Annotated in this window: 21 protein-coding genes; 7 read left to right on the forward strand and 14 right to left on the reverse strand. The window is 43.6% G+C overall.

The window, feature by feature from the left end; genetic code table 11:
• Positions 1-210 precede the first annotated feature (210 nt).
• A complete protein-coding gene (locus AABW11_RS06675; RefSeq protein WP_340104019.1) occupies positions 211-765 on the reverse strand; it encodes a D-glycero-alpha-D-manno-heptose-1,7-bisphosphate 7-phosphatase in 555 nt (184 codons plus the stop codon).
• Positions 766-1,018: 253 nt separating this feature from the next.
• Positions 1,019-2,191 carry a CynX/NimT family MFS transporter gene (locus tag AABW11_RS06680; protein ID WP_340104020.1) on the reverse strand — a complete coding sequence of 391 codons (1,173 nt, stop codon included), beginning with the start codon at positions 2,189-2,191 and terminating at the stop codon, positions 1,019-1,021.
• Between the two features lie 832 nt (positions 2,192-3,023).
• On the opposite strand from AABW11_RS06680, the gene pyrR reads away from it, so the two are divergent.
• The 3 genes from pyrR (at position 3,024) to AABW11_RS06695 (ending at position 5,778) form a co-directional block, all read left to right on the forward strand.
• Complete coding sequence (pyrR, locus tag AABW11_RS06685) at positions 3,024-3,578, forward strand: bifunctional pyr operon transcriptional regulator/uracil phosphoribosyltransferase PyrR (protein ID WP_340104021.1); 555 nt, start codon at positions 3,024-3,026, stop codon at positions 3,576-3,578.
• Complete coding sequence (locus AABW11_RS06690) at positions 3,575-4,528, forward strand: aspartate carbamoyltransferase catalytic subunit (RefSeq protein ID WP_340104022.1); 954 nt, start codon at positions 3,575-3,577, stop codon at positions 4,526-4,528. The genes pyrR and AABW11_RS06690 overlap by 4 nt, the downstream gene beginning before the upstream one ends.
• A 515-nt stretch (positions 4,529-5,043) precedes the next feature.
• Entirely contained in the window at positions 5,044-5,778 is a 735-nt protein-coding gene (locus tag AABW11_RS06695; RefSeq protein WP_340104023.1) for a class I SAM-dependent methyltransferase, read from the forward strand.
• Positions 5,779-5,795: 17 nt separating this feature from the next.
• Here the strand turns inward: AABW11_RS06695 and AABW11_RS06700 are convergent, their stop codons facing one another.
• A complete protein-coding gene (locus AABW11_RS06700; protein WP_340104024.1) occupies positions 5,796-6,626 on the reverse strand; it encodes a hypothetical protein in 831 nt (276 codons plus the stop codon).
• Positions 6,627-6,798: 172 nt separating this feature from the next.
• On the opposite strand from AABW11_RS06700, the gene AABW11_RS06705 reads away from it, so the two are divergent.
• Positions 6,799-7,611: a glycosyltransferase family 2 protein gene (locus AABW11_RS06705; protein ID WP_340104025.1), complete on the forward strand. Its 813-nt coding sequence runs from the start codon at positions 6,799-6,801 to the stop codon at positions 7,609-7,611.
• Positions 7,612-7,642: 31 nt separating this feature from the next.
• On the opposite strand, the gene AABW11_RS06710 is transcribed toward AABW11_RS06705, so the two are convergent.
• From AABW11_RS06710 to ruvB, 11 genes are all read right to left on the reverse strand, one after another.
• Positions 7,643-9,358, reverse strand: coding sequence for an asparagine synthase-related protein (locus AABW11_RS06710; RefSeq protein WP_340104026.1), 1,716 nt, complete (start codon positions 9,356-9,358; stop codon positions 7,643-7,645).
• Positions 9,358-10,620 carry an oligosaccharide flippase family protein gene (locus AABW11_RS06715; RefSeq protein ID WP_340104027.1) on the reverse strand — a complete coding sequence of 421 codons (1,263 nt, stop codon included), beginning with the start codon at positions 10,618-10,620 and terminating at the stop codon, positions 9,358-9,360. The genes AABW11_RS06710 and AABW11_RS06715 overlap by 1 nt, the downstream gene beginning before the upstream one ends.
• Positions 10,621-10,718: 98 nt before the next feature.
• On the reverse strand, positions 10,719-11,888 hold the full coding sequence (locus AABW11_RS06720) for a glycosyltransferase (protein WP_340104028.1): 1,170 nt from the start codon (positions 11,886-11,888) through the stop codon (positions 10,719-10,721).
• A complete protein-coding gene (locus AABW11_RS06725; protein WP_340104029.1) occupies positions 11,881-13,290 on the reverse strand; it encodes an O-antigen ligase family protein in 1,410 nt (469 codons plus the stop codon). Before AABW11_RS06725 ends, AABW11_RS06720 begins: the two co-directional genes overlap by 8 nt.
• 4 nt (positions 13,291-13,294) lie before the next feature.
• Positions 13,295-14,503 (reverse strand): GNVR domain-containing protein, encoded by a 1,209-nt coding sequence (locus AABW11_RS06730; protein WP_340104030.1) that lies wholly within the window; start codon positions 14,501-14,503, stop codon positions 13,295-13,297.
• A gap of 18 nt (positions 14,504-14,521) precedes the next feature.
• A complete protein-coding gene (locus AABW11_RS06735; protein WP_340104031.1) occupies positions 14,522-15,760 on the reverse strand; it encodes a glycosyltransferase family 4 protein in 1,239 nt (412 codons plus the stop codon).
• A 4-nt stretch (positions 15,761-15,764) separates the two neighbouring features.
• Positions 15,765-17,594, reverse strand: coding sequence for an SLBB domain-containing protein (locus AABW11_RS06740; RefSeq protein ID WP_340104032.1), 1,830 nt, complete (start codon positions 17,592-17,594; stop codon positions 15,765-15,767).
• Between the two features lie 127 nt (positions 17,595-17,721).
• Positions 17,722-18,975 carry an amidohydrolase family protein gene (locus tag AABW11_RS06745; protein WP_340104033.1) on the reverse strand — a complete coding sequence of 418 codons (1,254 nt, stop codon included), beginning with the start codon at positions 18,973-18,975 and terminating at the stop codon, positions 17,722-17,724.
• Position 18,976: 1 nt separating this feature from the next.
• On the reverse strand, positions 18,977-20,308 hold the full coding sequence (locus AABW11_RS06750) for an amidohydrolase family protein (protein WP_340104034.1): 1,332 nt from the start codon (positions 20,306-20,308) through the stop codon (positions 18,977-18,979).
• Between the two features lie 97 nt (positions 20,309-20,405).
• Positions 20,406-21,557 (reverse strand): methionine adenosyltransferase, encoded by a 1,152-nt coding sequence (metK, locus tag AABW11_RS06755; RefSeq protein WP_340104035.1) that lies wholly within the window; start codon positions 21,555-21,557, stop codon positions 20,406-20,408.
• Between the two features lie 133 nt (positions 21,558-21,690).
• Entirely contained in the window at positions 21,691-22,713 is a 1,023-nt protein-coding gene (gene ruvB / locus AABW11_RS06760) for a Holliday junction branch migration DNA helicase RuvB (protein WP_340104036.1), read from the reverse strand.
• A 90-nt stretch (positions 22,714-22,803) separates the two neighbouring features.
• Here ruvB and ppk1 point away from each other — a divergent pair, with 90 nt between their 5' ends.
• From ppk1 to AABW11_RS06775, 3 genes are all read left to right on the forward strand, one after another.
• Complete coding sequence (gene ppk1 / locus AABW11_RS06765; protein ID WP_340104037.1) at positions 22,804-25,023, forward strand: polyphosphate kinase 1; 2,220 nt, start codon at positions 22,804-22,806, stop codon at positions 25,021-25,023.
• A 240-nt stretch (positions 25,024-25,263) separates the two neighbouring features.
• Positions 25,264-25,839 carry an adenylate/guanylate cyclase domain-containing protein gene (locus AABW11_RS06770; protein WP_340104038.1) on the forward strand — a complete coding sequence of 192 codons (576 nt, stop codon included), beginning with the start codon at positions 25,264-25,266 and terminating at the stop codon, positions 25,837-25,839.
• Positions 25,840-25,854: 15 nt separating this feature from the next.
• Positions 25,855-26,169 (forward strand): hypothetical protein, encoded by a 315-nt coding sequence (locus AABW11_RS06775; RefSeq protein ID WP_340104039.1) that lies wholly within the window; start codon positions 25,855-25,857, stop codon positions 26,167-26,169.
• The last annotated feature ends 32 nt before the right edge of the window (positions 26,170-26,201 follow it).

A 26,201-nucleotide genomic window follows, 5' to 3' on the forward strand; every position in this document is an offset into this window, starting at 1 on the left:
CGTTTATGAGATTAGTCAACTTGATTCGCCAAACAAAGAAACTATAAGCCATAGTTTGGTTATTAATACTTAGTCATCCCGGCCCTCGAGCCGCTCATTTTTTGAACGCGTCAGCGAAATCACCCATTCTTGCTCGATTTTTGAATTTTACTGATGGCAATCTTTTGGTCATGACGTAGGATGACGCCCTTTTACTTATAGGTTATCAGACTACAAATAGTCTTCGACGGCATCATAGAGCGTGTCATATGGCGTGATTCCGTGATTACTTAACCACTCCTTATCCTGATTCGGCTCGTGTCGTGACTTGATAAAGATTGGTGTCATGCCCAGTTCAATAGCAGGTTTCAGGTCTGATATTTTATCACCCGCCATAAATGACTCACTAAAGTTAATGCCGAGTTTCTTGTCTGATTTTCGAAACATTCCAAGACCCGGTTTTCTGTCCTCGGGCAGATAGTCGCCGGACGCTTCAACAAACTCGGGGTGGAAGGGCGCAATATTCCACATATCAACAGAGATGCCTTCCTTTTTTAACTGCACGTCTACCCAGTTGTGAAGCTCCTCCACCTGTTGTTCTGTATATCGCCCCTTCACAATTCCGGATTGATTCGTGACGACCACGATCTTAAACCCCTGTGATTGAATGACCTTCAGCGCCTCAATAGCACCATCACACCATGTCCACTCCTCTTTGGTGTGAACGTAATTATAGTCCACATTCAGTGTGCCGTCGCGATCAAGAAAAAAAGCCTTTTGGTTCATGGGGTGTTGGTAAAAGTTGTTGATCTGTTTGAAAATGCAAAGATACAAAAAATGCGAGGATCTGAGTTAACTTCAGTATTACGTTCAGGAGCTTCGATTTACGCAGGCCGAACGTCCCCGTTCGACATGGCATGATGCGATTTGAAGTTTTTTTGTAAAATTGGAGCAAAAAGGCTGTATCGATGAATGATGCTGAGACTGGGATATGGCTGGTAGCATAATAATCGAAGCGGGAGCTTCGATTTACGTAAAATCACACAACACCTCTTGAACCCGCTTTCCATCCCGACCAAAGCTTCAAACCGCTAAAAACAAGCAGAAGACCAAGTGGGATTGTCCAGATCTGTGTGAGGTCGAACACAGCTCCGAAAAGGGCCGGGCCTGTTGCGGCCATCGTGTAGCCAACGGACTGGGATATACCGGAAAGTTCATTGGCGGAATCGGAATTAGCGGTTCGCAATACGATAAACAGAAGCGCCATTCCAAAACTGCCGCCCATGCTAAAACCAAGCATTGAAACAATCACGCCGGTGAATGCTGTTCCGGGAATCATCAGGAATAAAAGGCTCACGACTTCAAGAATGATTAACAGCATGACCGGGATTTTCTGATTTTCAAGACGTTCTGCCAGGGCTGGAATAAGAAACGTCCCAAAAACGCCTACACCCTGGCAAAGTGATAGCAGCCACCCGGCTTCGACGGCCCCGATTCCGCGATCCTGTAAAATTTCCGGCAGCCACGTGATTATGATGTAAAACGTGAAAGATTGAAATCCCATAAAAAAAGCAACGTTCCACGCCAGTCCGGACTTACTGAGCTGTTTAAGCGAACTCCCGAGAGACCGGCGGGCTACAACCTGGAAGTTTTGTTTAAGCTGAGGAAGCCATATTAAAAGAGCTATGAATGAAAAGATAGCCCAGAATCCAAGAGCCCATCGCCAGCCCAGGCCCAGGTTCTCGCTGAGGGGGACACTCAATCCTGATGAGAGAGCCGCTCCCGTTCCAAGCATACCGGAGTAAATTCCTGTAACCAGCCCGGTTTTGGTTGGAAACTGTTTTTTGACGATACCAGGCAGTATAACGTTGCCAAATGCAATCCCAGCGCCCGCAATGATAGTGCCGGCAAAAAGAGGAAAAACTCCCGGCACAACCCGGAGAAGTGTTCCGGCTGTCAAAATACTAAGTGCCATAGCCATGGTACCTTCAGTACCGAGTCGTTTTGTAAACAGAGGAGTAAACACGGAAAGCAGGCCGAACGATAAAATTGGCAGGGTGGTCAACATGCCAAGAAGCGTATTGGATAGCCCTGTGTCCGAGCGAATTTCTGAGATCAGCGGCCCCACAGAGGAAATGGGCGGGCGCAGGTTAAATGCGATTGCCGCAATGGCAATCATCAGAAATAGTTTTCGGCTTTTTTCAGGTGACATTGGGCTTATTATGTTGAGGTCACATAAGATACGAATACTGTCGTCGCCTGATGAAGAATGTTCAATAGAGTTTATCGATGAGTAATGTAGATTTGATAGAGTCTGATCGGGCGTCTAGTGAAGCACCCATACCGTTTATGTAGAAACATCACTCATTTGACGAGTCATCACGGACCCCCGATCTGCGATCTTCCATTCTCGTTGAAAAAGGAATTTGTTTTTGGCGGAGTGTCACGCTCGAGCATAGACAGGAGACCCCGTATCAGGTGGGGTGAGTTACATGCCAATTCATATTTTTCCTTGGTAAAATGGTGTAGGTAATGATGCTTTTTTGGGTTCTACAAGACAGTTTAATCATTCAGTGAGAATCACTAATCATTTGTGTCACTCAAATGGACAAAATGTGTTGCTTTTACAGATTCTTCATAAACCGGAAAATCACCGTTTTATTTCCCAAAGGGACAGGCAGAATGACAATGATTCTGCTTGGGAGTAGGGCGGCGTTAAGACAAGGCGAAATTGTAAAACGACTACAGCACATACGCCGCCCATGTGTCAACCAATGTGGGCGTCATCCTGATCAAGCCATTGTAGTTAATGGCGCAGAGAAGGATCTGCAAAAGCAATCGGCCTATATTTTGAACATGTTCTAAGCGTTTCTTGACAAATTATTCCTGAATAAGCCTTTTTTCAAAGCTCCCCTCCCTATCAAGTCCCGTTAGGGCGCGATAGGGAGGGGACGGGGGAGGGTAAAACTCTTTCAGAATCTCAATTGTAAACCACTCCATCTATCCCTAATTTTGTAGCCAAAAACAGGACGCGAGGTGTTTCATTGAAACAGACCAAAATCATGACAGCCGAGGATCTGAACCGCACCTACATGCGGTTCGCTCACCAGTTTCTTGAGCCTTATGATGACCCATCCACACTTGCGATCATCGGAATGCAAACGCGCGGTGTCCATATGGGACGGCGGATCATGGAGATCATACGTGATCAGTTTAGTACTGAGCCCGACTTTGGGGTTTTGGACGTGACGTTTTACAGGGATGATTTCCGGTCAAAATTAAAGATGCCCCAGGTTAAAGTGACAGAAATTCCCTTCGATCTCTATAATCGTGATGTTGTCCTGGTTGATGATGTGCTTTACACCGGCCGTACAGTTCGGTCTGCCCTGGACGCCCTGATGGCATACGGCCGGCCGCATAGCATCAAATTTTGTTGCATGATTGATCGCGGACACCGTGAACTGCCCGTTGCTGCAGACTATGTGGGAAATACAGTACCTACATTTGCCAATGAAGAGGTAATGGTAAAAGTAAATGAGCTGGATGGCGAAGATGCTGTTTATCTTGTGGAAAAAGATAGAGAGGAACCCACAAAATGAGTCCTCAGCAGCCCGATCTTTTTACTTTCAACCAGAAACATCTGCTGGGCCTTGCCGATTATTCGGCAGATGAAATTCGCTATGTACTTGAACAGGCAAAAACGTTTCGCGAAGTCCTTGACCGGCCGGTGCCCAAAGTGCCGACACTGCGGGATAAAACCATTGTAAATCTCTTCTACGAAAGCAGCACGCGCACCCGCCTCTCATTTGAGCTGGCACAAAAGCGTATGGGAGCCGATGTTGTAAACTTTTCGGCCAGCACATCGAGTACCAAAAAAGGGGAGTCGCTGAAAGATACCATTCGCAACATCAGCTCAATGAAAATTGATATGGTGGTGTCGCGTCACGAAAGCCCGGGCGTGCCCCACTTTTTGACTCGCTGTGTGGATGCAGCGATCATCAACGCGGGTGATGGCGCTCATGAACATCCCACACAGGCACTGCTCGACATGTTTACCATGCAGCAAATTTACCCGGACCTGAAGGGCAAAAAAATTGCGATTATCGGCGATATTTCCCACAGCCGCGTGGTTCGGTCGAACCTGATTGGCCTGAAAAAGCTTGGGGCCGATATTGTTGTTTGCGGACCCAAATCGCTGATGCCTATCTTTGTTGAAAATCTTGGCGTATCGGTGTCGCATAACCTGGAGGAGACACTTGCGTGGTGTGATATTGCCATGGCGCTGCGGATCCAGATGGAGCGGATTGGTGGTGGAACGGATCTTTTTCCAAGCCTTAGAGAGTACCATGAAACATTTGGTATCAAGATGAGCCATCTCGAGAAATACCCCGATTTTACCATTATGCACCCCGGGCCCATCAACCGCGGCGTAGAGATGGAGAGTGATGTGGCCGACAGTGACCGCGCGGTGATCCTCGACCAGGTGACCAACGGCGTGGCTGTTCGGATGGCTGTTCTATATTTGCTTAGTGGTGGCGCGAGGGTTTAGGACCCTCGTCTGACGATTGTTTTATGGAAATAATTTCGACACCTTGTTACAAGCCTGTATGATTAGTTCTGATTATGCCATGCCGTATACTGATCTTTCAAAAAATACCTATTCAAAAACCTGCCCTCCCTGTCCCTGTCTACAATAAAAAAGTTTGACTCGTTAATTGGATCAGCGATGATGTAAACAAAATTCTGTGACCCATATTTCATGTCATCACTAAAGTGGTATGAGCCATTCTAGATTGATTTAGATACAGGCCAAAAATTTGACTATGACAGCTATTACTTGGACCCAGCTGATGGTATATCCTGTATTACAGTTGATAGTCGCATTTTACTTTCTGGTTTGGATAAATAATTGCCACGATGATTTTTTCTTTATTGCCATGAGCTGAAAATGGAATTAAATGAAAATCAAAATGTACCCATTTGCAATCTGCATTTCCTCACTTTACTGTTCACAAATTATTCTTACCTTTTTAGACTTTAGATCCATTGCAAAATAGCACATAAATGAATAGACTCGATCGGGAAAAAGAATTTCATAACGAAGCATTTGCTACGGACAAACGCAAAAAAGTGAAGAAATATTACAAAACTACCGACCGGAGCAAAAAATTCTATCGGGATAAAATCCATGAAAATATTGCCGGGCTATCTGTCCTCGAATATGGCTGTGGTCCGGGAAGCCAGGCCTTCTCCCTGGCAAAAGCCGGCGCAAAGGTAACGGCAATTGATATTTCGGATGTGGCGATTGAACAGACCAAAGAAGAGGCAGTTCGGCAGGGCGTTGAGGTTGCATGCCATGTGATGGACGCGGAAGACCTCACATTTGATGATAGTAGCTTTGACAGAGTATGTGGCAGCGGCATCCTTCATCATCTGGATCTTGAAAGGTGCTACAAGGAGCTCTCCCGCGTGTTGAAGCCGGGTGGTTTGGGAATCTTTTTTGAGCCGCTGGGATACAACCCGGTGATTAACCTCTACCGACAAATGACACCCGACTTGCGTACGGATGATGAACACCCGCTGCTGAATGAGGATTTTGAGCTGGCCAAAACCTACTTTGATGAAGTAACTCCCCACTTTTTCCATCTTACCTCGATCGCTGCATCGTTCATCCCAGCTGCCTCGGCACAGTCTGCTCTCGCACGGCCGCTGAACGGATTAGACTCGATTCTTTTTGAAACTTTGCCTTTTATGAAGAAGTATGCCTGGATTACTGTATTGGAGCTTCGGTCGTTATAGTCTTACTCTGCATCTCATCAAAATATCATATAGTAGGATGAATATGCCACTTCTTGCCAATTTACTATATAAAGCCAGTTCTCTTCATTGCTGAGATTGTTTTCATCGGCAAAATCAGTTAACAACTGGCCAGCTTGACGAAAATCTTCACTGGAATCATAAAGATAATATCGTATAGGTGCACTATACTCAAAGTTCATTCCTTTTTCAGTTTCAGGGTATGGAATCTTTCCATCATCAGGGAACTGAAACTCTTGTAAATTTGCCTCGTCTTTCATAAGCTCGTGCAACTCCTGGCACATATGTTTTTTAGTATCTAAAGTACTACATGAATAATAGATTGAATTGGGAGGTCTGCGATAATATCGATTATACGGAACATCAGTGAAGTTTGTTTGGAGAGAGATTATATCAACTTTTTCTTCTGTTATATTAACCTTTAAAGAGTCGGTAGAAGATCCATCTGTTATTAAAAGATTCAGTTCTCCTTCTATTCTTGTAAAAGAAATATGAGCACTTGCTACATCTGGTGTTGACGAAGGTAATTCCGGCCGCGTAAGAATTCCTTTTATAACTACTTCTCTTGTGAATTCTGAGTCAATATTCCGGTCAAAAACTTCAAAGTCAATTGAGTAATGGTTAAATTCACCATTGGTTCTCATCATTAACCTAAGGTCGGGGGTATTTGAAATCTCAAAAAAATAGATAGTCAAACCATCTTCAAAAATTTCAGATGGTTCTAATAAATCATCATCACTTTTCGACTCAAAAATATTACACCCTGAAAAAAAAATTAACGAAACTATAGTAATGCTAATAACTAATTTAATAGGAAAGTGATGTAGCATTATGTGCCTGTATAATTATTAAAGTTTATCCGTCACCTTATTATTGACACTACACTGATACCGACTTGCATAATTAACATACATATTCAACTACTTTGATTCGAGGAGTAATTTTAAAGTTTGAGAAATATAATTCTGTTCAACTACAGTAATTGGGTACTATTTTTTTAAAATGAATCGAAAAAGGCCACTTGTCAGCATCATCATTCCAACATACAACAGGCCCGAGTTGCTTCGTCGGGCTATTAAATCAGCGTTGGATCAGACCTATCCGAATATCGAGGTGATCGTTGTTGATGACCATTCTGATAACGACTTGGAGCAATTGCAGAAGGAGTTTCCAACAGTCAGTTTTTTTCGCAACAGTGAGAACCGGGGAGGGTGCTTCTCCAGAAACAGGGGAATTGAAAAGTCGACCGGTGAATTCATCAACTTACTGGATGATGACGATGAGCTCATGTCTGAAAAAATCGAACTGCAGGTGATGAAGTTTGATGATAGTTCAGTAGCTAACCTAGGCTTCGTCACGGCACACGTAGATGATGTCAGATCCGGAAAGAAGTTAATCAAGAGGAATGAGGTCAAAGGAGATATCCACAGGCAGCTTCTCGCAGGTTATGCAGTATCTGGCATTGAATCGCTTCTGATAAAAAAAGACGCATTGCTTGAGATCGAGGGATTCGATAACAAGCTGCAATCGAGTCAGGAGTATGATCTTATGATTCGGCTATCGGAAAAGTATAATGTTGACTACGTCGACCAAATACTAAGTCGTGAAAATAGATCCACAGATCAAATTAGCCTCAATTTTGACAAGAAAATTCAGGGAGCCAAATACCTCTTTAAGAAGCACGATAAACGATACCGCGAAATCGGGCCCTTATTTAGGGCAAAAATGCGATTGAAGTTATACGGGCTCATCTGCCGGTTTCTGGTTGGGAAAGTATTAGGTGAAAAAGCATACCGATATACAATTAAGTACTGAATTGAAATAAATGGAATGAACGTAAACTACATTATCCTTTTGAAAAATGTAGTTTGTAGGCCAATACAGCAGTTATAGCGGTAAATTTACCTCTTGATTTAAAATTAGTAAACACATTGGAAGCGTTTGTTTTAAGCCAAGGTTCTGAAACGTATTCCAGATTGTATCTGAAAACGTTATTTATCTCTAGAGTGAATTGATCGTTCGACTCCATCCAGAAATCAAATGGGTTCATGGGGCTGGAATCTTTGCCCAAAATCAACCGGGAGAAATGTTTATTTAGCCTTGATACCTGTATTGCAATTTTTGTTAGTATTCTGTTTCGGGGAACAATTCCCGCACTGTCCCATCGATACTCAAACATTTTGGGATGTTTTCGGCGAATCCATTCCATATAAAGCTTTTTATTAAGCTTAAATTCCATGGGCAGGGATAAACAAAAACTGATCAACTCCTTATTGTAAAAAGGTGACTGCAGATCAATTAAATGAGAGCACATTCGATCTCCATTAATGGTCCCATTTACCTGTCTCTGTTCGTATGAAAACAATTCGGTAGAGTCTTTATACTTATCAATAATATTGGGAAGCACCGAGATTTGAGAAAGTATGTCAGGGGCATTCACAGAACCCATTTTTCCAATATTATTTCTCATATTAAAGGCCGGCCGGGTGTAGGAACCAAACAAGACATCACCTATCTGACCCGAATGGATAGCGCCATACTTTTCTAGAGGCAGACTTTTCAAAGCTTGGTACATGTGGGAGGCACCACTGACAGTCACCATGCCATCGTTGGCAGCAACTAATTCTTCAAACGAATTTATAAAATATTGTCCGCCATCCAGGGGAAAAAACTGGTAGTCTAATGATTCACCATCTGCGATCTCTTTAGCTATAAGGTGATCAGGGGCACCGGTTTGAGAAAAATTCAAAGCACTAATGTCGGTGAAACCCAATTCTTTTGCAATAAACAGGTTTACTCTGGCATCTAAACCGCCACTAATAAAACTCAAAAATAATTGAGTCTCTGAACGATCTTTTTCCCACTCCCTGGCAATGGATTGGGTTATGAGTGAATCCAATCGAGAAATTGCAACATCGAGAGATATTTGTTCCTCAGTTGTATCGAAGTCAAAATACTTCTGTTGCGAAATTTTACCATCATTCAAGTCGCAGGTTAAGATCGTTGCCTGGCTGAGTCTTTTTACATCTTCAATAAGAGTAATGTCATCAAGCATATACCCAAAGCTAAGCAGGCAATTAAATCCGTCACGATCCGGTGTGTAGGTTATATTCAGATCGTTGAGCAGGCTGGACAACACTTTTAATTCGGAGGAAAAAAAGAATGCACCGAGATCTGGGTTAGAGTAGTAAAAGATAGAACGTGTAGCCATGACGTCCGTAAACAGATGTATTTTATTTTCTGACTTGTCAAAAATAAAACCGGAATAATTCCCGTCTAAATCTTTAATAAACGACAGTCCCGATTTTTTATAGGCAGAAACGATCTCTTCCTGAGGGTTTTGATAAGAGTAAACGATTCCCTCGATACCGATAATTAAATCCTCCTCTTCGTAAAGAAATCGGTCTTTGGCAAACTTTTTAAGAACACTTCTACCGTAAATAAAATTATTGGATATGAACTCTTCATTTTGAGTTTGTGAAAGATCGGCGCTGAAAAATCTGTTGTAATTATGTCTGTAGTCAAGGGGAGAAGTGCTGTAAAATCCGTAAATACCAGACATTATCGTGTTGATTTAGTGAGAGAAAGAATCCAAAAAAGTAAATAGATCTGAACAAGAACGCCAACGGCACTAAATGCAATGATAGCTATGATTACACTACCGAGCCAGAGTCCTGCCCCAAGAGCAAGAACTCGCAATACGAGATAAATAATATCTATTAAAAAAGCTTTTCTCTGGCGGTTTAAAAGCAGCGGTACATATGTGAGTGGAGAAATCACGAATACAAGAAAGAGGAAAGGAGTAAGAATTTGTGAGTATACGCCTGCTTCTCTCCAGTTCTCACCAAAAATAAGTTCAAACAGATCCGGAGCGAATATCAGTAATATTCCAAAAGGGATGATGCCGATTATGGCCAATTGTTTAAAAACTGAAACAGTAAATGTGTGTATGTTTTTTTCATCGTTGTGTTTCTCGGTCAGAGATCGGCTGTATACCTGCTGCACTGAACTTGAAATCAACGTGATGGGGGCAAAACAGACCCGATGGCTTAAACTATAGAAACCTGCAATTGCGGGGGAGAAAAAAGCAGCTAACAAAATATTCGGAAGATTGCTCGATGAGGTATTAGTTAATGCGTGCGGTGCATTAACTTTTGGAAACTCACGATACATCCAGGACTCTTTTTTCATATCCAGCCAAATTAACGGAATACGTTTTAGACGTTCAGCCTTTTGAGTTAACCACCATCCATAGATTGTACTGAGTACATCACCGATCAGTTTGCCAATAATGAGTCCATAGGTCGTTAAACCAGTGTAGCCAAACAAAAGCTGAAAACCAGACCCACCAAAAGAACGGGTGATTTTTGCAGTCGCAATTCCTTTGTAATTTTTGATTCGGTTTAATAAATAGATGAAAACCTGGAAGGATGCGATAAGCAGAATCCCTGCCGGGATTAAAAATGACAAGAGAGTAAATTCACCAAAGCCGAGGAAATCCAATATTATATTTCCAAATAGTGCTAATATAATGAAGCTGAGTGCAGCAACGACACCAACAATTAGAAAGGAAAAGGCGGCCAGATTTTTGGCTTTTCTGAGGCTGTCTGGTATTAAAATGGCCATCTCATAACGGCCGGTAGCAACCACCCCAATGATAGCGACAAACGAAGCGTAAAAGGCAAGTAAACCAAATTCATCCGGCGAATAAATGCGAGTCAAAACAGGGGAAATAGCGATAGGTATAATTTGAGCCACACCTGTTCCCCCAATGAGAGTAACTACATTTTTATAGAAATCTGATTTTATAAATTCAGGTATCATTTATAAGTAAAGGGTGACGCGTGGACGATTTGAGTAAAGTGCTCAAGAATTTTTCCTCATCAATACATTTTTACATGCAACAATTTTCAACATTGGCTTTAGGTCGGTTTCATAACACTCCGATAAATATTATCCAGGGCTTTACTTTTTGATTCGAGGCTAAAGTTCGTATTTATATGGTTTTGAAGAGTTTCAGGCCTGTATTTTGAAAGTCTAGAAACCATCTCTTGAATTCCCATATTTATGGCTTCAATATTATCTGATTGCACAATTTTTCCGGTTTCTTCTGTTACAATTTCCTCTGGTCCACCTGACTTTGTTGCCAGTACAGGGGTACCGCATGCAATAGCTTCTGCTACAACCAGCCCGAAGCCTTCTTTTCGACTGGGTGAAACCAATAAATCTGCAGATCTGTAAAAACCTGCAAGTTGTTCATGAGGTTGAGATCTATAAAAAGTGACCAAGCCTTGTAAGGAGAGATTGTTTATTAGAATATCCAGTTCAGATTTAATTCTGGGATTACCCCCTGCTGAAACTATGTGAAGGTGATAGTGCTCTTTATCCGGTATTTCGGAAAATGCCTTAATTAATAAATCAATTCCTTTTTCCCGGTAGAAATTGGCCACGCAAAGTAAGTTTGTTTTTTCAAAATTCCAGCCGGGGGCAGGTGGCTCATATTTGTTTTGCAGGGATGGTTGAAATCGATTGGAATCGATGCCGTGCGGAATGTGGATAAGTTTATTTTTTATCATTGGTGCAAAGCAGGAGATGTCTTCTTTAAGCTGTTTTCCGACGCAAATTATTTTATCACAAGCATATAGACATTTTTCAAGTAGACGGATCATACGATTGTTGCCCACATTTGAGTACCAATCACCTCCGTGTATAGTTAACAGAACTGGATAGCCACTTTTCTTTATTGAAGGAGCTGCTAATCCTGAGGGATAAAGCCAGTTAAGGTGAACGAGGTCGGGTTTTTGTATTTCGAGTGACCGTAGTAGGTTTTTTGAGAGAGATAATTGTGTGATTGAGGCAAGCCGTCTGCGTGGAAATGAGAGGTATGAAAAATGATGTATAGGCAGATTTTCTTCAAGAGGATTTCGAGATCGAAAGTATTGCTTTTGAAAAGGAAGAGCGAAAACAGAAGGAAGATGAATTTCTACGGAATGAGACTGGGAAATTAAATGCGCTTCCCTTTTTATAAAAGATGCTTGTGCCGGAGATTGTAGAGTTGGATATGAATGGCTAACAAAGGCAATATTACTCATTCTTTCCGTATATGTTATATGCATGAGGGTTCATGGCAAAAAATATTCCCAGCAAAATCATCCAGTAATCTATAAACTGAATTTCGTGAAACAATGGATTGGTTATATTACCGACTAAAAATACAATTATAGAAACCAAAATTATCTGACCCATAACTCCAGCTATGCCTTCTTTGGCTTGAAAAAGATAAGCTCTGTAAAGAGGTATAAGGTATATAAACAGGTAAATCGTAAAACCAACAATACCATAGCGTCTAAGGGTTAAGAAATATTCGCTGTCCACAATTGTCGTGTGAATCATTTTAGCCGGTCCCCATCCGAAAAGCATCGACTCAGAGAAAATCGAGAGGTTTAGGTACCAAGCGAATAATCGCATTTGCCAGCTCTTGTCCTCACTTATGTTCGAAAGAGTTGATAACCTTGTTAGCACGTCCTCTGACAGTAAGTCTAAAAACATAAATACAGTTAATGATATGCCAGTAAAAATTAGAGCGACTTTTTTAAAAGAGAGTTTGCCAGTGTATCCATTTAATCCAATAACTGAGATAAGTGCAAGAGTAAGAACTATAATAGCAGTTCTGGATTGGGTTAAAGCAATTATGAAAGAAAAGAAGACAACAAGGAAAACGAGAGATATTTTCCGGGCAAAATCTTTTTCATAAAATGCCAAGACGCATGTTACTACCGCTCCAAGGGTAATGACAGTTCCATATGTATTAGGGTTCAAAAACGTACCCATCATGCGGTGATGAACATCATGCAGGCGATTGGCGAAGTAGTATGGAGCCGTTATTTGCTCGAACCCGAGGATACCGTAGTACTGCATCAGACCAATTATCGATGAAACGAAAAAAGAAAATACAATTACATATAAAAGTTTATAGATGTCACTCTCCTTTAAATTGAAACGGCTGATGGCAACTACGACAATTAGGATCTTAAAAACTTTAAGCAACTCGAAAAAATCCCGTCCTGCAACCGGTACACCAAGTATGTAGCGTCCATAAAACGTTGAAAACAGAATGGCGGTACCAAATAAGATTACCGCTAAAACAAAATAATTGTACAGCCGGTCTTTTTTGACAGGCTCTCTTTTTAGTATCAGCAAGGGGAAAATTAATAAAAAAAGTAGCTCTTCAAATCTTATGGAAGGAAGTCCGGGCAGAGATGATAAAGGTGGGAGGACGATCGCTGAAAATATTGCAGCGCTTAATATTTGAACGTCACTTATATTCAGTTCAGTTCTTGCAATTACCCATACTGAGATGGAAACGACGAGTACTACCGGAAGAAGAAGAGGTTGTTGAATTACAAATATTGCAACTACCAAAAGAGCGAAGGCTGCAGACATCCAGAGATGACTGAATGGCGAGGTGTTTAAATTTTTTGCATCCGGATTCAAAAGATTAGTCTGATTTTGCTTCGCTCAATGAGTCCTCAATTATTCGCTTATACTTGGTCTGATATAGCTCGTAAGAAATTAAATAGGCTATACCGGCAACCGCACCAATTACACAAAGGAAAATGACGAGAATTGATCTCGTAGGGCTGCTTCTTTTAGTTGGCACAGCTGGTTTATCGATATATTGAAGAGTAGGAGTTTGTCTGGCTTCCTGTAGCTTTAGCTGTTCATATTGACGAACAAGAAATCCATATAGTGTGCTTTGAACTTCCCTTTCCCTCTCAAGTTCTACAAATTCCATCAAAAGGTCAGGCGCAGCCTGAAATGATGGGAATAAGCGAAGGGAATCTTCTGTAGATCCAAACAGCTTAATCTCTTCTAATCGTTTTTTGGCCTGCTCAATCGTGATTTGTTTCTGTTTTACTTCGGGTCGCTCACTGCCGAATGTCTGCCTCAGGGATGCTAATTCTATCTGATTGGTAATGATCTGAGCTTCAAGATTGGCTGCTGTTTCGACAGCTGCTTCAATTTGCCTTGGTAACGCAATGAGTGAATTTTTAAGAGAAAAATCCCTTAGAGCCTCTTCTGCATCCTCTAAATCTTCTTTGTTTTGTTCAAATCGTTCTTCGACAAGCTGCCTTTCAAAACTTGCTTTCTCAACAGATAAGTCGGTGTAACGCTCATCGAGCCGATCAGCAATATAGGTTGCCACGTCGTGAGCAAATTCACTCGCTTCTTGATCTTCTTCATCAGAACTAAAAAATCCTGTCTTCGCATTTACATTGATGCGGATCATTAATTCATCATCAATTGTAACAAATACCATCTCTCGAAATCCCGAAATTGCATCCTCAATAGTAACGGCGTCGAATCTCTCCATCAATTCAAATTCTTCCACTGCATCTGTTGCCAGCTCACGACTTTTTAAAAGTGACATAATCTTATTGGTTTCATCGCCCCCACTTCCGGTAAGCGAACCAATTGCACTGCCCAAGCCTTCAGTCATTTCAGCTGGTAAAATCGCACTTGCTATACTACCACCACCCTCTGGTAGTATGGTAGCTGAGGAGCTGAATGTCTTAGGTATAATAAGTGCAATTACTACAGCAACTATAGCAACTATAAGAAAGTGGAGAAATAAAAATTTTCTCCATCTGTACACGAGCTTAACGTAATAAGATGTGGTACTGCTTTTCTTACTTGTATCTTCCATTGAATTTTAAATAACCTATTAGGTAAACTGACTTTTCAATTCAGATGATAAATATGTTGCCAGTCTTTTCCTTGAGTACTGACTATTTACAAATTGTCGTCCGGAGCCCGATAGATCATCGTGTTTTTCGGGATTGGTTTTCAACATCTGAACAATTTCCGCCAGCTTTTCCGGATTTTTCGGTTCAACTGTTATGGCTGCACCGCTCAGGTCCCCGATCTCTTTCATCAATCCTTTCCCGCACGTTATAACGGGTACTTCACAGGCCAGGTATTCATAAAATTTAACCGTGACGATTGACTCGAACGCTTTGGATGGATTAATTGGGTTTACAGCCACATCAAAACTGGAGATATAATAAGGAACCTGGTCGTGTTTTTTCAGCCCAACCCAATCAAGATTTTTAGGCTTGAATTCATCCAGAATATCTTTTAACTGGTTGTTTCGGCCGCCATCCCCTACAATCACAAACTGTATATCGGGATCTTCTTCGCAGATCTTAGCGGCTTCAACGAATGTTCTCAGGTCGTGAATCACTCCAAGCGACCCCACGTAACCCACGCGGAATTTAGAGGCATCGTAGGGCTCATCCATGCCTTCCTCTGGGTTTGATTTCTTCTCAAACAGGTCTACATCTACTCCGTTTGGTATAACAGACGTAGGTGTACCGTTACTGCGTCCGCGTATGATGGCTTCAGCCGCGTCAGTTACAGGCACAATCAGGTCTGCACTGTGGTAGAGCCAGTTTTCAAGCTTCTTACCAAGTCGGAGAAAGACCGGCTCGCCGTCGAGCTCCGTTTGATTAACGGCAGAATCGGGCCAGATATCGCGCACCTCAAATACAAACTTTGCCCCAAATATTTTACTGAGCAGGTAGCCGGAAACACCTGTAAAAATGGGAGGAGACGTTACGTACACAATGTCGTATCGTTTGGGGTTGCTAAGCATGTATATAAAGCTGGAAGCCATGAAGGATAGAAAGAATAGGAGCTGCTGTATAACATTTTTCCGCTCATTGGCAACCGACCAAATTCGATGTACGGTTAAATTATCACCAACAATCTCTTTATAGACCCATCTGTCCCGATAGTTTTCATCAATCACTCCTGTAGGATAGTTGGGTTTTTCGCAGACTACATCAACATCCCAGCCGTCTTGTGCAAGGTGCCGGCTCATGATGTTACTGCGAACCGCTCCTGCCCCAACTTCCGGTGGATAGTACTGTGTGATGTAAAGTAATTTTGAATCTGCTGCCATCAAATCATCGGGTTATAGCCACATACGTTGTTATAGCTGCAGCGACTGTAGAAATAGCTGTAAGAACAAGCTGAGCATTATTTCTTCTCGCGTTTCGCAGCTGAATCTCGTACTGTCGCTGGGCGTTCAGCTCATCAAATGGGGTTCGGTCTACAAAAATCATATCCCCTGATTCAAGATCGGTTTCCCCCGGCTGCTTCCAGGCACGGCTTCCGGCTTTAATAACAAAAATACGGTCGGGGTTTGCGGCTAAACTCAAGCCCCCAGCCTGACTGATGTAGTCGCGGACAGTGTAGGACGTGTTAAACGGATAGTTGCCCGGGTTGTTTAATTGGCCGTATAAAACAATATTCTGATAGTCGGTTGGGATGTAGACCCGGTCCCCATCTGTGATCCGAATTCGGCTGAGTTGTTGCTCGTCTTCCAGATCAATAAACATTCGCTGGTCCGAATTGAGATCCCTCTCCATTTCGAGATATTCAAAACCCTGCAGAACCTGGTCGGATGTGCGCATCAGCTGTGCCGTATTTAGTGTTGTAGCAGACTGTACGCCGCGGTTACTCATATTAGCACGTATCAAATAAGCACCATTCGTGAGCGCCCGGTCAGATAGACCGCCCGCAAGCTTTATGAGTTCACCCAGAGTTGTATCATCATTATCAATCGGAAAATTACCGGGAATTTCAGCTTCTCCGTAAACCCATGCAGAGGAGTTTTGACGGGAGCCATCGCTATAAGGAACCACGAGCCGGTCGTTTTCCTGAAGAGGTTGTCGAACTGCGGTTTGGTTGTTTAGAGACAGAGTCTCAGAAGAGAGTTCACCATCACGGTATCTGTATAAAATAATGTGAGTGGTGTCGGCGCCGTCTGTATAGCCACCGGCAATTTTAAGTAAGCTTTGGATCGTGTCGTCGGACCTGTATTCGTACTCATTGGGTGAGTCAACCGCCCCCGAAATACTGATCCGCGGTGAGCGTTCATTGAGTTTACGGAGATAAATTTGATCTCCATCATATAGAAATGGATTCGATTCGCGTGATCCGGTTTTGTAATAAGTGGTCAAGTCCGCATCGGTTGAATAACTCTTCCACCGGTGATCAATTTGTATATTTCGAAGTGAATATCGGGTATTCTCATCCAAACCGGGATTTACTACTGTGCTGTCGCGCGAGATGAGCTCAGAGTTTGCCCGAAATGAATAGTTGAAGGAGGGGCTGATATTTTCGGTTGATGTATTATCCATCATCTTCAACGCGTTCCCGTTGCGCGGTTGTGCAGATAGCGCTCTGGTAATGGCAGCATCAAGTCGGGTTCCTGCGGGTAGCAGATAACGCCCGGGGTTAGGAACGTCCCCAATAACCTGAATTTGAACCGGGCGGGGTTTTTGAATGTGAAACGTTAGCTCAAAATCCACAAGTTCTTTTGCTACAGCATTTTCAACAGACCGGGTTGCCTCATCAATTGTTAAGCCTGCAACATCAACATTACCTCCGTACGGGATATAAAGGTAGCCGCTGGAGTTTACTACGAGAGCCTGTGCATAGAGTGAAACAGGACCTGTGATGTTTATATTTATGACATCCTGGGGGCCTATCACGTAGCTTTCGCGGTCGAAGTATTCGGCATCGGGCACAGTTTCACCTAAAAACTCTAATCCTACCTGATCAATAAAGTAAAGAGTCTGACCAATTAGGCTCGGGGTTTCGAACGACCCGCCTGAAATTCGTGATCCTGAGCGGTTTTGATCAGAATTACTGATATCCTGGCTCAGTGATTTAAAAGGAGAAATCAGAATAAAAAGGACAATGTATGCCGGAATAAAGCGTCTGCTCATACCTAATGCTCAATAATAGATTGGTTAAAAGATAAAGATTTCTGAATTCCAATACGAACCAAATAATTCATGACACTTCAACTCTGATAACCCATTGATATTGTAAAATCAATAGGCCATTCAGGATTTACTCCCCCTCACTTACTACCTGCCCGCCGATAATTACCCGATCGGCCGTTGTTGTATATTCGAACGGATCGCCGTTGAACAGAACAACGTCAGCCTGCTTTCCCCGTTCGAGTGAGCCGGTTTGATTGTCGATACCAAGTACACGCGCCGCATCAATTGTGAGAGCATTCATGGCTTGATTGTAATCCATGCCGTTCGCTACGGCGATGGCTGCTTCAAAATGGACCACACGTGTTTTTGGAACGTACCCTTCATAGCCGCTTTGAAACAGAACGGTAATACCGGCATCAGATAGTTTACCTGCGGTTTCAAAGGACGCATTTTCTCCGTCTCCGCCAAGGCGCATCATCGTTGGATGGATAGTCACCGGAACACCGGCTTCCTTGATTTCATCCATCACCATGTACGCTTCAGCGGCACCATCAAGCAGAAGTTTAAAGCCGAATTCTTCCTGCAGGCGCAGGGCCGTCATGATATCGTAGGATCTATGCGCCGTAATAACTGCAAAAATCTCACCATTCAGGAGTTGTGCCAGCGCCTCTTTACCAAGATCCCTGGAGCGGTCTTCATCACCATCCATGTACTCTTGTGCAGAGATAAGCTGCTGGCGCAGCATGGCAATAGCTTTGGATCGCGTGCCGGGACTGTCGAAATTGCTTCGGACGCCGGACCCGATGGTCATCGCCAGGGCCGTTGTTGAATCAATGAGCGCTTCGCCTACAGTGGTTCCTGTTGTTTTCACAATCATGGTCTGTCCGCTGATAACCGCGCCGGGGCCATGGCCGGTGTGCACTGTTGTAATGCCTCTGTCGCGCAGGACTTTGATAAGCTCTTCACGCGCGTTGTATGCGTCAAATGCGCGAAGTTCAGGTTGCAGAGCGCTTGACAGCTCAAGCTGATCCTGGTCGGAATCTACATTGTAAATTCCGGCAAGGCCCACTACGGAGTGCGCGTCAATAAAACCCGGAGTAACCACTGCGGCTTCGTGCACCTCGTAGGCCGACGGTATGCGTAAAGACGATTGAGAACCAACCTGCTCAATGATGCCGTCACTAATCAAAACAACACCGTTTGTAATGGGAGCTCCCGCTGAGGTGTGAACCAATTCTCCTTTAATTGCAATCTGCTGGGCAAATGCTGGCAGAACAGCAAAAAGAATCATGAAAAAAGATACCATCAATCGAGTTGTCAGTGAGACCATAGCAGTGCTAGTAATATTTTTTGCAGCAGAGTGTGTGTTGAATGATTTCATATCAGTTTCCTCCGGAATGATCATGAACGTGATTATTTGAGCCTGAAAATACATCTTCTCCGCCCACACCGTATTTTTTGTCTTCTGGGTCTGAACGGTCCCACTCTTTTCGCCCGTCAATCCATGTTTGCTGCACTTGAGTGTACACGCTGAACGGATCACCGTTCAGGATAATAAAATCGGCATCCTTGCCTTCTTCCAGGGACCCAACGCGATGGTCGAGGTCCATCATCCGTGCATTAGCGATTGTCAGCGCTTCAAGCGCTTTCTGGCGGCTCATGCCGGCCCGTATTCCAAAGCCTCCCGAGCGCAGAAACAGGCGCGAATCGGTAATGGGATCGTCTGTGTGATAGGCAAAGTCGGCGCCTGCTTCTTCCAGCTCACGTCCTACTTCGTAGTCTATATTTACAGCTTCGTGCTTGCCACCGGGAGAATCAAGTACAATAATAGATGCCGGGTAACCAGATTCCGCTATTTCATTGGCCACCTCGCCGCCTTCGCTTACGTGGTGCAGCACCAACCGGTAACCAAACTCATCAGCCAGCCGTATGGCTGTTAAAATATCGTCATGCCGGTGGGTGTGGTTGTGAACAATACGTTTTCCATCAAGTACCTCAAGTAGCGTTTCCATTTGAAGATCGCGGGAAGGCATTTCATCGGGATTGCCATCGGCAGCCTCTACTTTCGACCGGTATTCCCGGGCTTTTATGTACACGTTTCGAACAAGTGCTGCGGAACGCGCACGCGTACCCGGAAATGGACTGCCGCCTGATCGGATAGAGTTGGTGCCGTTTGCCATTTTCAGCCCCCCATATATGTTATTTTCCTCATCAGAATAAACAAGCATATCCTCAATGGTGTTGGCTTCCTTTGTTTTTACGTAAACGGTTTGACCGCTCATCAGGTGGCCGGACCCGGGCATAATATTGACCGTGGTTATTCCGCCGGAAAGGGCACGTTTAAACGAGTCGCTTGTTGGGTTGATGGTATCCATAATGCGCACATCCGGATGAAGGGCCGATGACCGATCGCCCCCGTCCCCCTCGCCAATGTGGGAGTGGCTATCTACCAATCCCGGCATAATCACCTGTCCTGCTACATCGATGGTTTGGGCATTACGAGGAATAGCAACAGATGAGGCAGATCCAACAGCGGATATTTTGCCATCTTGAATCACAAGAACGCCATTACTGATAGGGTCGCCGGTCACGGATATGATGTCGGCACCGGTAAAGACGATGGGTCGATCCTGGGCTTCAGACTGGACAGGAAGCGCCAGGGTGAAGAACAGGACAAGTAATAAAGGTGAGTAAAGGGAACAATAATTGTTCATAAAAAGAGCCCATTTGGTTTAAATTTCAGGCTCCATTGTACCATAAATTTTACCGATTTGAAAGGGCTGTACGCAAGCGGCCCTTTCTTACTGTGGTTTACTTTACTGCATTGGAAATCTCATCCACGTAATCGAGTTTTTCCCAGGTGAACTCATTTCGGCCAAAGTGGCCATAAGCGGCCGTGTTTTTGAAGATCGGCTCTTTGAGATTAAGTCGTTCGATAATTCCTGCCGGCGTGAGATCAAAGATTTTATTTACCGCTTTTGCAAGCTCAATATCACTCACTTTTCCTGTGCCGTATGTATGCACGCTAATGGAAACAGGATCTGCAACGCCAATAGCATATGCAACCTGTACAAGGCACTCCTCGGCCAGTTCAGCGGCAACAATATTTTTCGCAACGTGACGAGTGGCGTATGCTGCACTGCGATCTACTTTTGAAGCATCTTTACCACTAAAGGCACCACCACCGTGAGCTCCGCGTCCGCCGTAGGTATCAACGATAATTTTACGTCCTGTAAGGCCGGTATCGCCATGAGGCCCTCCAATGACAAATTTGCCGGTTGGATTAACATGAAGAATGGTGTTAACATCCATTAAATGGTCCGGAATTACGGCCGAGATAAGGTTTTTCTTTATATCATTTTTGATATCTGCCTGATTAATTCCCTCATCATGCTGGGTGGATATGACAATTGTATCAACCCGGGCTGGCTTATTATTGTCGTCATATTCCACCGTTACCTGGCTTTTACTATCCGGGCCGAGATATGGCATTAAAGCTGTTTCTTTTCTGATGTGTGCCAGTGTTTTCAATAGCTGATGCGAATACTGCAGTGTCATCGGCATGTATGCTTCAGTTTCGGTTGATGCATATCCAAACATCATTCCCTGGTCGCCGGCGCCCTGTTTTTTCTCTTCGCTTGAGTCTACTCCCTGTGCAATATCAGGGCTTTGCTGGTGGATGGATGACAATATTCCACAAGACTCAGAATCAAACCGGTAGCTGGGTTTCGTGTATCCGATCCTCTTGATGACATCACGGACAATTTCCTGAACATCTACATAGGCTTCAGTCGTGACTTCGCCCGACACTATGGCCAGGCCTGTGGTTACCATCGTCTCAACCGCAACTCTTGAGTCGGGATCATCGGTAAGCATTGCATCAAGAATAGCGTCGGAAATCTGGTCGGCAATTTTATCGGGGTGTCCTTCTGATACTGATTCGGAGGTAAAGAGATTTTTCATTCAATACAAAATTCGTGGTTCAGATAATTAAGGCACCAAAAGTACAAAATATTCTTGATTAAGACATGGGGATGAGGTGATAGATAGGAGATAATAGATTAAAGATGATGGATTAGACAGAAGTGTCGGCTCTTTATGAGTTACTCCCGAACAGGTCCGATTCCTCCCCACCTGGTTTCAGCCCCAGGTACTGATATGCTTTAGCGGTAGCAACGCGTCCTTTTGGGGTTCTTTGCATAAATCCTTCTTTGATGAGAAATGGTTCGTATACCTCTTCGATGGTTCCTTTGTCTTCACCTACGGCCACGCCAAGCGTACCCAGGCCTACAGGTCCGCCTTTATAGTTTTCTATAATAGCTTTTAAAATTCTGACATCCATATCATCCAGGCCGTTTTGATCGACATCCAGGGCGTTCAGAGCCTTATCAGCAATTGCTTCATCGATTTTACTCAACCCGTCAACCTGTGCAAAATCGCGTGTCCGGCGGAGAAGTTTGTTGACGATTCTTGGTGTACCCCGGCTACGGCGGGCTATTTCATGGGCTCCGGATTCGGTGATGCCAAACTCCAGGATATGAGCCGTTCGCAGCGCTATTCTTTGCAGGAGCTCCACGTCATAGTAATCGAGCCGCATGTCGATGCCAAAACGTGCGCGCAGCGGAGCCGTGAGCATTCCTTTGCGTGTGGTGGCTCCAACAAGTGTAAAGCGGTTGAGTTCAATTTGAACGCTGCGAGCATTTGGCCCGGAGTCGATGACAATATCCAGTTTATAGTCTTCCATTGCCGAGTAAAGGTATTCCTCAACAACGGGATTGAGCCGGTGGATCTCATCAATAAAAAGGACGTCACCATCTTCAAGGTTGGTAAGCATGCCTGCCAGGTCGCCGGGTTTTTCGAGCACCGGCCCGGTAGTGGGTTTGATTTGAACCCCCATCTCGCGGGAAATAATGTAAGCAAGAGTTGTTTTTCCAAGCCCGGGCGGTCCTGATAAGATCACGTGATCGAGCGCTTCACCGCGTTTTTTGGCGGCCTGGATGAACACACTTAAATTTCGAATCACTTTTTTCTGACCAACAAATTCCTGAATGGATGAGGGCCGAAGTGTTTCCTCAACAATAGGTTCTTCGTTTTCAGGGTCTAAAAGCGGATTTTGCACAATAATTGATGCTCTTTAAACTGTTTATAATTTGTTAATTAATAATAGGTAAATTCCGTTGAAATTTCAGACCCAGAAAAAAACCTTCACATGAATTCCGTAAACGAAAATAAAAATAAGCAGCCTGCCCGGGATAAATCTGTTTCAAATCCTGCGCCGAAAGATATCGGAAAACAGAAGCATAGTGAAACCGTGCACACATCGAATGATGAGCTGGCCAAAAAAGGGCCGGAATACTTCATGAATTATGAGTTGAGTTGGCTCAAATTTAATTGGCGGGTTCTTGCACAGGCAGAAGATCCTGACATGCCACTTTTGGAGCGGATAAAATTTATTGGGATTGTTTGCTCTAATCTGGATGAGTTTTTTCAAAAAAGAATCGGGGGATTAAAACGTCAGATCCACGCGGGAGTAACGGAGCTCTCAGTGGACGGCAGAACGCCTGAACAACAGCTTAAGGAAATTAGAAAAGATGTATTAAAGATGATCAGGGCATACCGGCGCTGCTATTTTGATAAACTGATACCGCTGCTGGAAAAAGAAGGAGTTGAAATAGTTCTGTTTAATGAACTGCCGGATAAGCTCAGGCGAGAGGCCGTCGATTATTTCGAATCACAGTTATATCCCATCATTACGCCACTTGCCGTAGATGAGGCACACCCGTTTCCATTCATTTCCAATAAAAGTCGATCGCTTGCAGTAAAACTGAAAAGTCCGGGGACGAATGAAATTCATTTTGCACGGATTAAAATACCAACAAACAGGCCGCGATGGATCAGGTTGAAAGGAGCCAAAAACAGAGTAGTGCTTGTTTCGGTCAGTGATATTATAACGCAAATGATTGAGAGATTTTTCTCAGGAATGGAAATTGTATCTGCTAATCTTTTTAGGGTGACCAGGAGCGCCGAACTCGGACGGCATGATGAAGAAGCCGATGACCTGCTTGAGATGATTGAAGATGAACTCAGAGAGCGACGATTTGCAGAAATTGTTAGGTTGGAAATTGACAAGGATATGCCACAGGATATGAAACAATATCTGATGGATAACCTGAATGTTAAAAAGAAAGACCTTATCGAGATGTCCGGGCCAATTGGCCTGGCAGATTGCACACAACTATATGACCTTGATGGTTTGAATCATCTTCGCTTTGATAAATGGGTACCGGCACTACATCCCGTACTGCGCCATGAGATGGAACAGGATGCGCCGAATATCTTTGATGTTATTGAAAAAGGGGATTTTATGGTCCATCATCCTTACCACAGCTTTGAAACGTCCACTCAACGGTTTGTTGAAGAAGCTGCGTCTGATCCTGACGTGCTGGCCATTAAACAAACTATGTATCGCACATCGAGCGATTCCCCGTTGATGCACGCATTGATGAGAGCGGCTGAAGAGGGTAAGCAGGTAGCTGTGCTTGTTGAGCTGAAAGCCCGCTTTGATGAAGAGCGAAACATAACATGGGCCCAAAAACTTGAGAAAGCAGGTGTTCATGTATCATATGGGATTGCAGGTCTGAAAATCCACTCAAAACTGACCATTGTTGTCCGTGAGCAGCAAGGAGTTTTACAGCGGTATGTGCACATAGGGACGGGTAATTACCATCCGCATACGGCACAGCTTTATGAGGACCTCGGTATTTTCACCTCAGATAAAAATATAGCCTCGGATGTAACAGATGTGTTTAACCTGCTTACAGGGTATGCTCCCAATCAGTCATATAAAAAGCTTCTGGTGGCTCCGCGGTATATGCGCAATGGAATAAAGGAGATGATTGTGCGGGAAATTAAGGAGGCAAAAGCCGGCCGGAAGGCCCGCATCATTGCAAAAATGAACAGCCTCGAAGATCCGCGAACTATTCAGCTGCTGTATAAGGCATCGGAGGCAGGGGTTAAAATTGATATGATTGTACGGGGTGTGTGCAGGCTTATTCCCGGCAAAAAGGGAATGAGTGAAAATATAAGAGTGCACAGTATAATAGGCCGTTTCCTGGAGCATTCACGGTGCTATTATTTTTACAGTGGCGGCCAGGAGGCCTTCTGGATCGGATCAGCCGATTGGATGCACCGCAATCTGGATGCAAGAGTTGAAATATTGACGCCAATAGAAAGAGCCGGATTAAAAGATTACCTTCGGTTTATGCTGAGTCTTTACCTGACCGATAATCGTCAGCGTTGGGTCATGCGGCCTGATGGCGAGTATTTGAGAGCGGAAAGGAAGAAAGGGGAGGAGACAAGGTCAACACATCAAATTCTTATGAACCATGTGAAAAGCAACCAAACCCCGATACCAAAATCATCCAACTAATTCGTCCGGGCTCAAAATATTTTTGTTGTAACAACAAGGAATTTGTGCCTTGGAGATCGATACCTGAGATATCGTATCTATTGAAAGATCAAATATTTATCAGGTGGTATACATCGTGAATAAATGTTTTTCGTGTTTTTCAACAGGTTCTCTATATCAATCTCTTATAGACTTAGATTTGATTCAGTATACTTTTAAGGGTATTTTTTAGTTACAAAAAACGGGATGCATTAAAATTTAATGACAAGTTTCAGTTGTGATGCGACAGTCATGTTCTGTGATATTCGCAATTTTACGGTGCTATTCGAGAAGAAAGATCCGATTAAAGCCATAGCTTTTGCAAATGAAGTTCTGGCTGTTCTTGGAAAGGAAGTTGAAAATAACAACGGTGTTGTCGATCGTTTTACAGGTGATGGGTTTCTCGCACATTTTGGTCTGAATCAGTCAGATCTCAATCATGCTGAAATGGCTTGCCGGTCCGTCATTGGTCTGCGGACCAAATTGAGCAATATTAACTCCGAAAGGTACCTGAGGGAAGAAAGCGTGCTTAATATTGGAGTTGGTATTCATTCAGGCATTGTTGCTGTCGGCGATATTACTACCGGAAATATCACGCAGCGAACCATTCTTGGCGATACGGTTAATACTGCATCGAGAATAGAATCGTTGACTAAATATTTTTCCGTAGATGCCCTGATTTCAGAATCTACAAAAGATCGGCTGAAGGGCGATTTGAAGCTTCAAAAAATGCCGCTGAAAGAATTAAAAGGGAAGAAACGCAATGTGCAGACCTACTGGCTGCTTCCGATGAATTAAACAAACAAATTACTCATGAATATTACAGTTAAAGACGGAAATCAAATCAGCGAAGAAGCGGCAAAAGAACTCCAGAAACATGCCGACATGATCGAATGTCAGTGCCCTAATAAGCTAATAGACATTTTAAGAACTGTAAGAGATTTTATTGATTACACTGATGATTGCATTGAAAAATATCCCGAAGACCGCGATACCCATAAGTGGCTCAAGTCATCGGCAATTAACATTGATCAGCTTCTCTCAACAACGATTATTCAATTAGCCCGCTTAGAGGGTTTTATTGATGAAGACAATAGATTCGTTAACCGGGGCGAGGGACACAAATAAATAAACGGGTGCCGGGTTATTGAATCCATTGA

The sequence above is a fragment of the Rhodohalobacter sp. 8-1 genome (genome assembly GCF_038150125.1).
GTDB lineage: Bacteria > Bacteroidota > Rhodothermia > Balneolales > Balneolaceae > SW132.

Bases quoted from the DNA above. Each gene is read 5' to 3' on its own strand.
- AABW11_RS06680 (WP_340104020.1), bottom strand. From the start codon at position 2,191: ATGTCACCTGAAAAAAGCCGAAAACTATTTCTGATGATTGCCATTGCG.
- AABW11_RS06735 (WP_340104031.1), bottom strand. From the start codon at position 15,760: ATGGCAGCAGATTCAAAATTACTTTACATCACACAGTACTATCCACCG.
- AABW11_RS06745 (WP_340104033.1), bottom strand. From the start codon at position 18,975: ATGAAATCATTCAACACACACTCTGCTGCAAAAAATATTACTAGCACT.
- AABW11_RS06750 (WP_340104034.1), bottom strand. From the start codon at position 20,308: ATGAACAATTATTGTTCCCTTTACTCACCTTTATTACTTGTCCTGTTC.
- AABW11_RS06700 (WP_340104024.1), bottom strand. From the start codon at position 6,626: ATGCTACATCACTTTCCTATTAAATTAGTTATTAGCATTACTATAGTT.
- AABW11_RS06770 (WP_340104038.1), top strand. From the start codon at position 25,264: ATGACAAGTTTCAGTTGTGATGCGACAGTCATGTTCTGTGATATTCGC.
- AABW11_RS06730 (WP_340104030.1), bottom strand. From the start codon at position 14,503: ATGGAAGATACAAGTAAGAAAAGCAGTACCACATCTTATTACGTTAAG.
- AABW11_RS06740 (WP_340104032.1), bottom strand. From the start codon at position 17,594: ATGAGCAGACGCTTTATTCCGGCATACATTGTCCTTTTTATTCTGATT.
- AABW11_RS06710 (WP_340104026.1), bottom strand. From the start codon at position 9,358: ATGTCTGGTATTTACGGATTTTACAGCACTTCTCCCCTTGACTACAGA.
- AABW11_RS06715 (WP_340104027.1), bottom strand. From the start codon at position 10,620: ATGATACCTGAATTTATAAAATCAGATTTCTATAAAAATGTAGTTACT.
- metK (WP_340104035.1), bottom strand. From the start codon at position 21,557: ATGAAAAATCTCTTTACCTCCGAATCAGTATCAGAAGGACACCCCGAT.
- AABW11_RS06775 (WP_340104039.1), top strand. From the start codon at position 25,855: ATGAATATTACAGTTAAAGACGGAAATCAAATCAGCGAAGAAGCGGCA.
- AABW11_RS06695 (WP_340104023.1), top strand. From the start codon at position 5,044: ATGAATAGACTCGATCGGGAAAAAGAATTTCATAACGAAGCATTTGCT.
- AABW11_RS06720 (WP_340104028.1), bottom strand. From the start codon at position 11,888: ATGAGTAATATTGCCTTTGTTAGCCATTCATATCCAACTCTACAATCT.
- AABW11_RS06690 (WP_340104022.1), top strand. From the start codon at position 3,575: ATGAGTCCTCAGCAGCCCGATCTTTTTACTTTCAACCAGAAACATCTG.
- AABW11_RS06705 (WP_340104025.1), top strand. From the start codon at position 6,799: ATGAATCGAAAAAGGCCACTTGTCAGCATCATCATTCCAACATACAAC.
- ppk1 (WP_340104037.1), top strand. From the start codon at position 22,804: ATGAATTCCGTAAACGAAAATAAAAATAAGCAGCCTGCCCGGGATAAA.
- AABW11_RS06675 (WP_340104019.1), bottom strand. From the start codon at position 765: ATGAACCAAAAGGCTTTTTTTCTTGATCGCGACGGCACACTGAATGTG.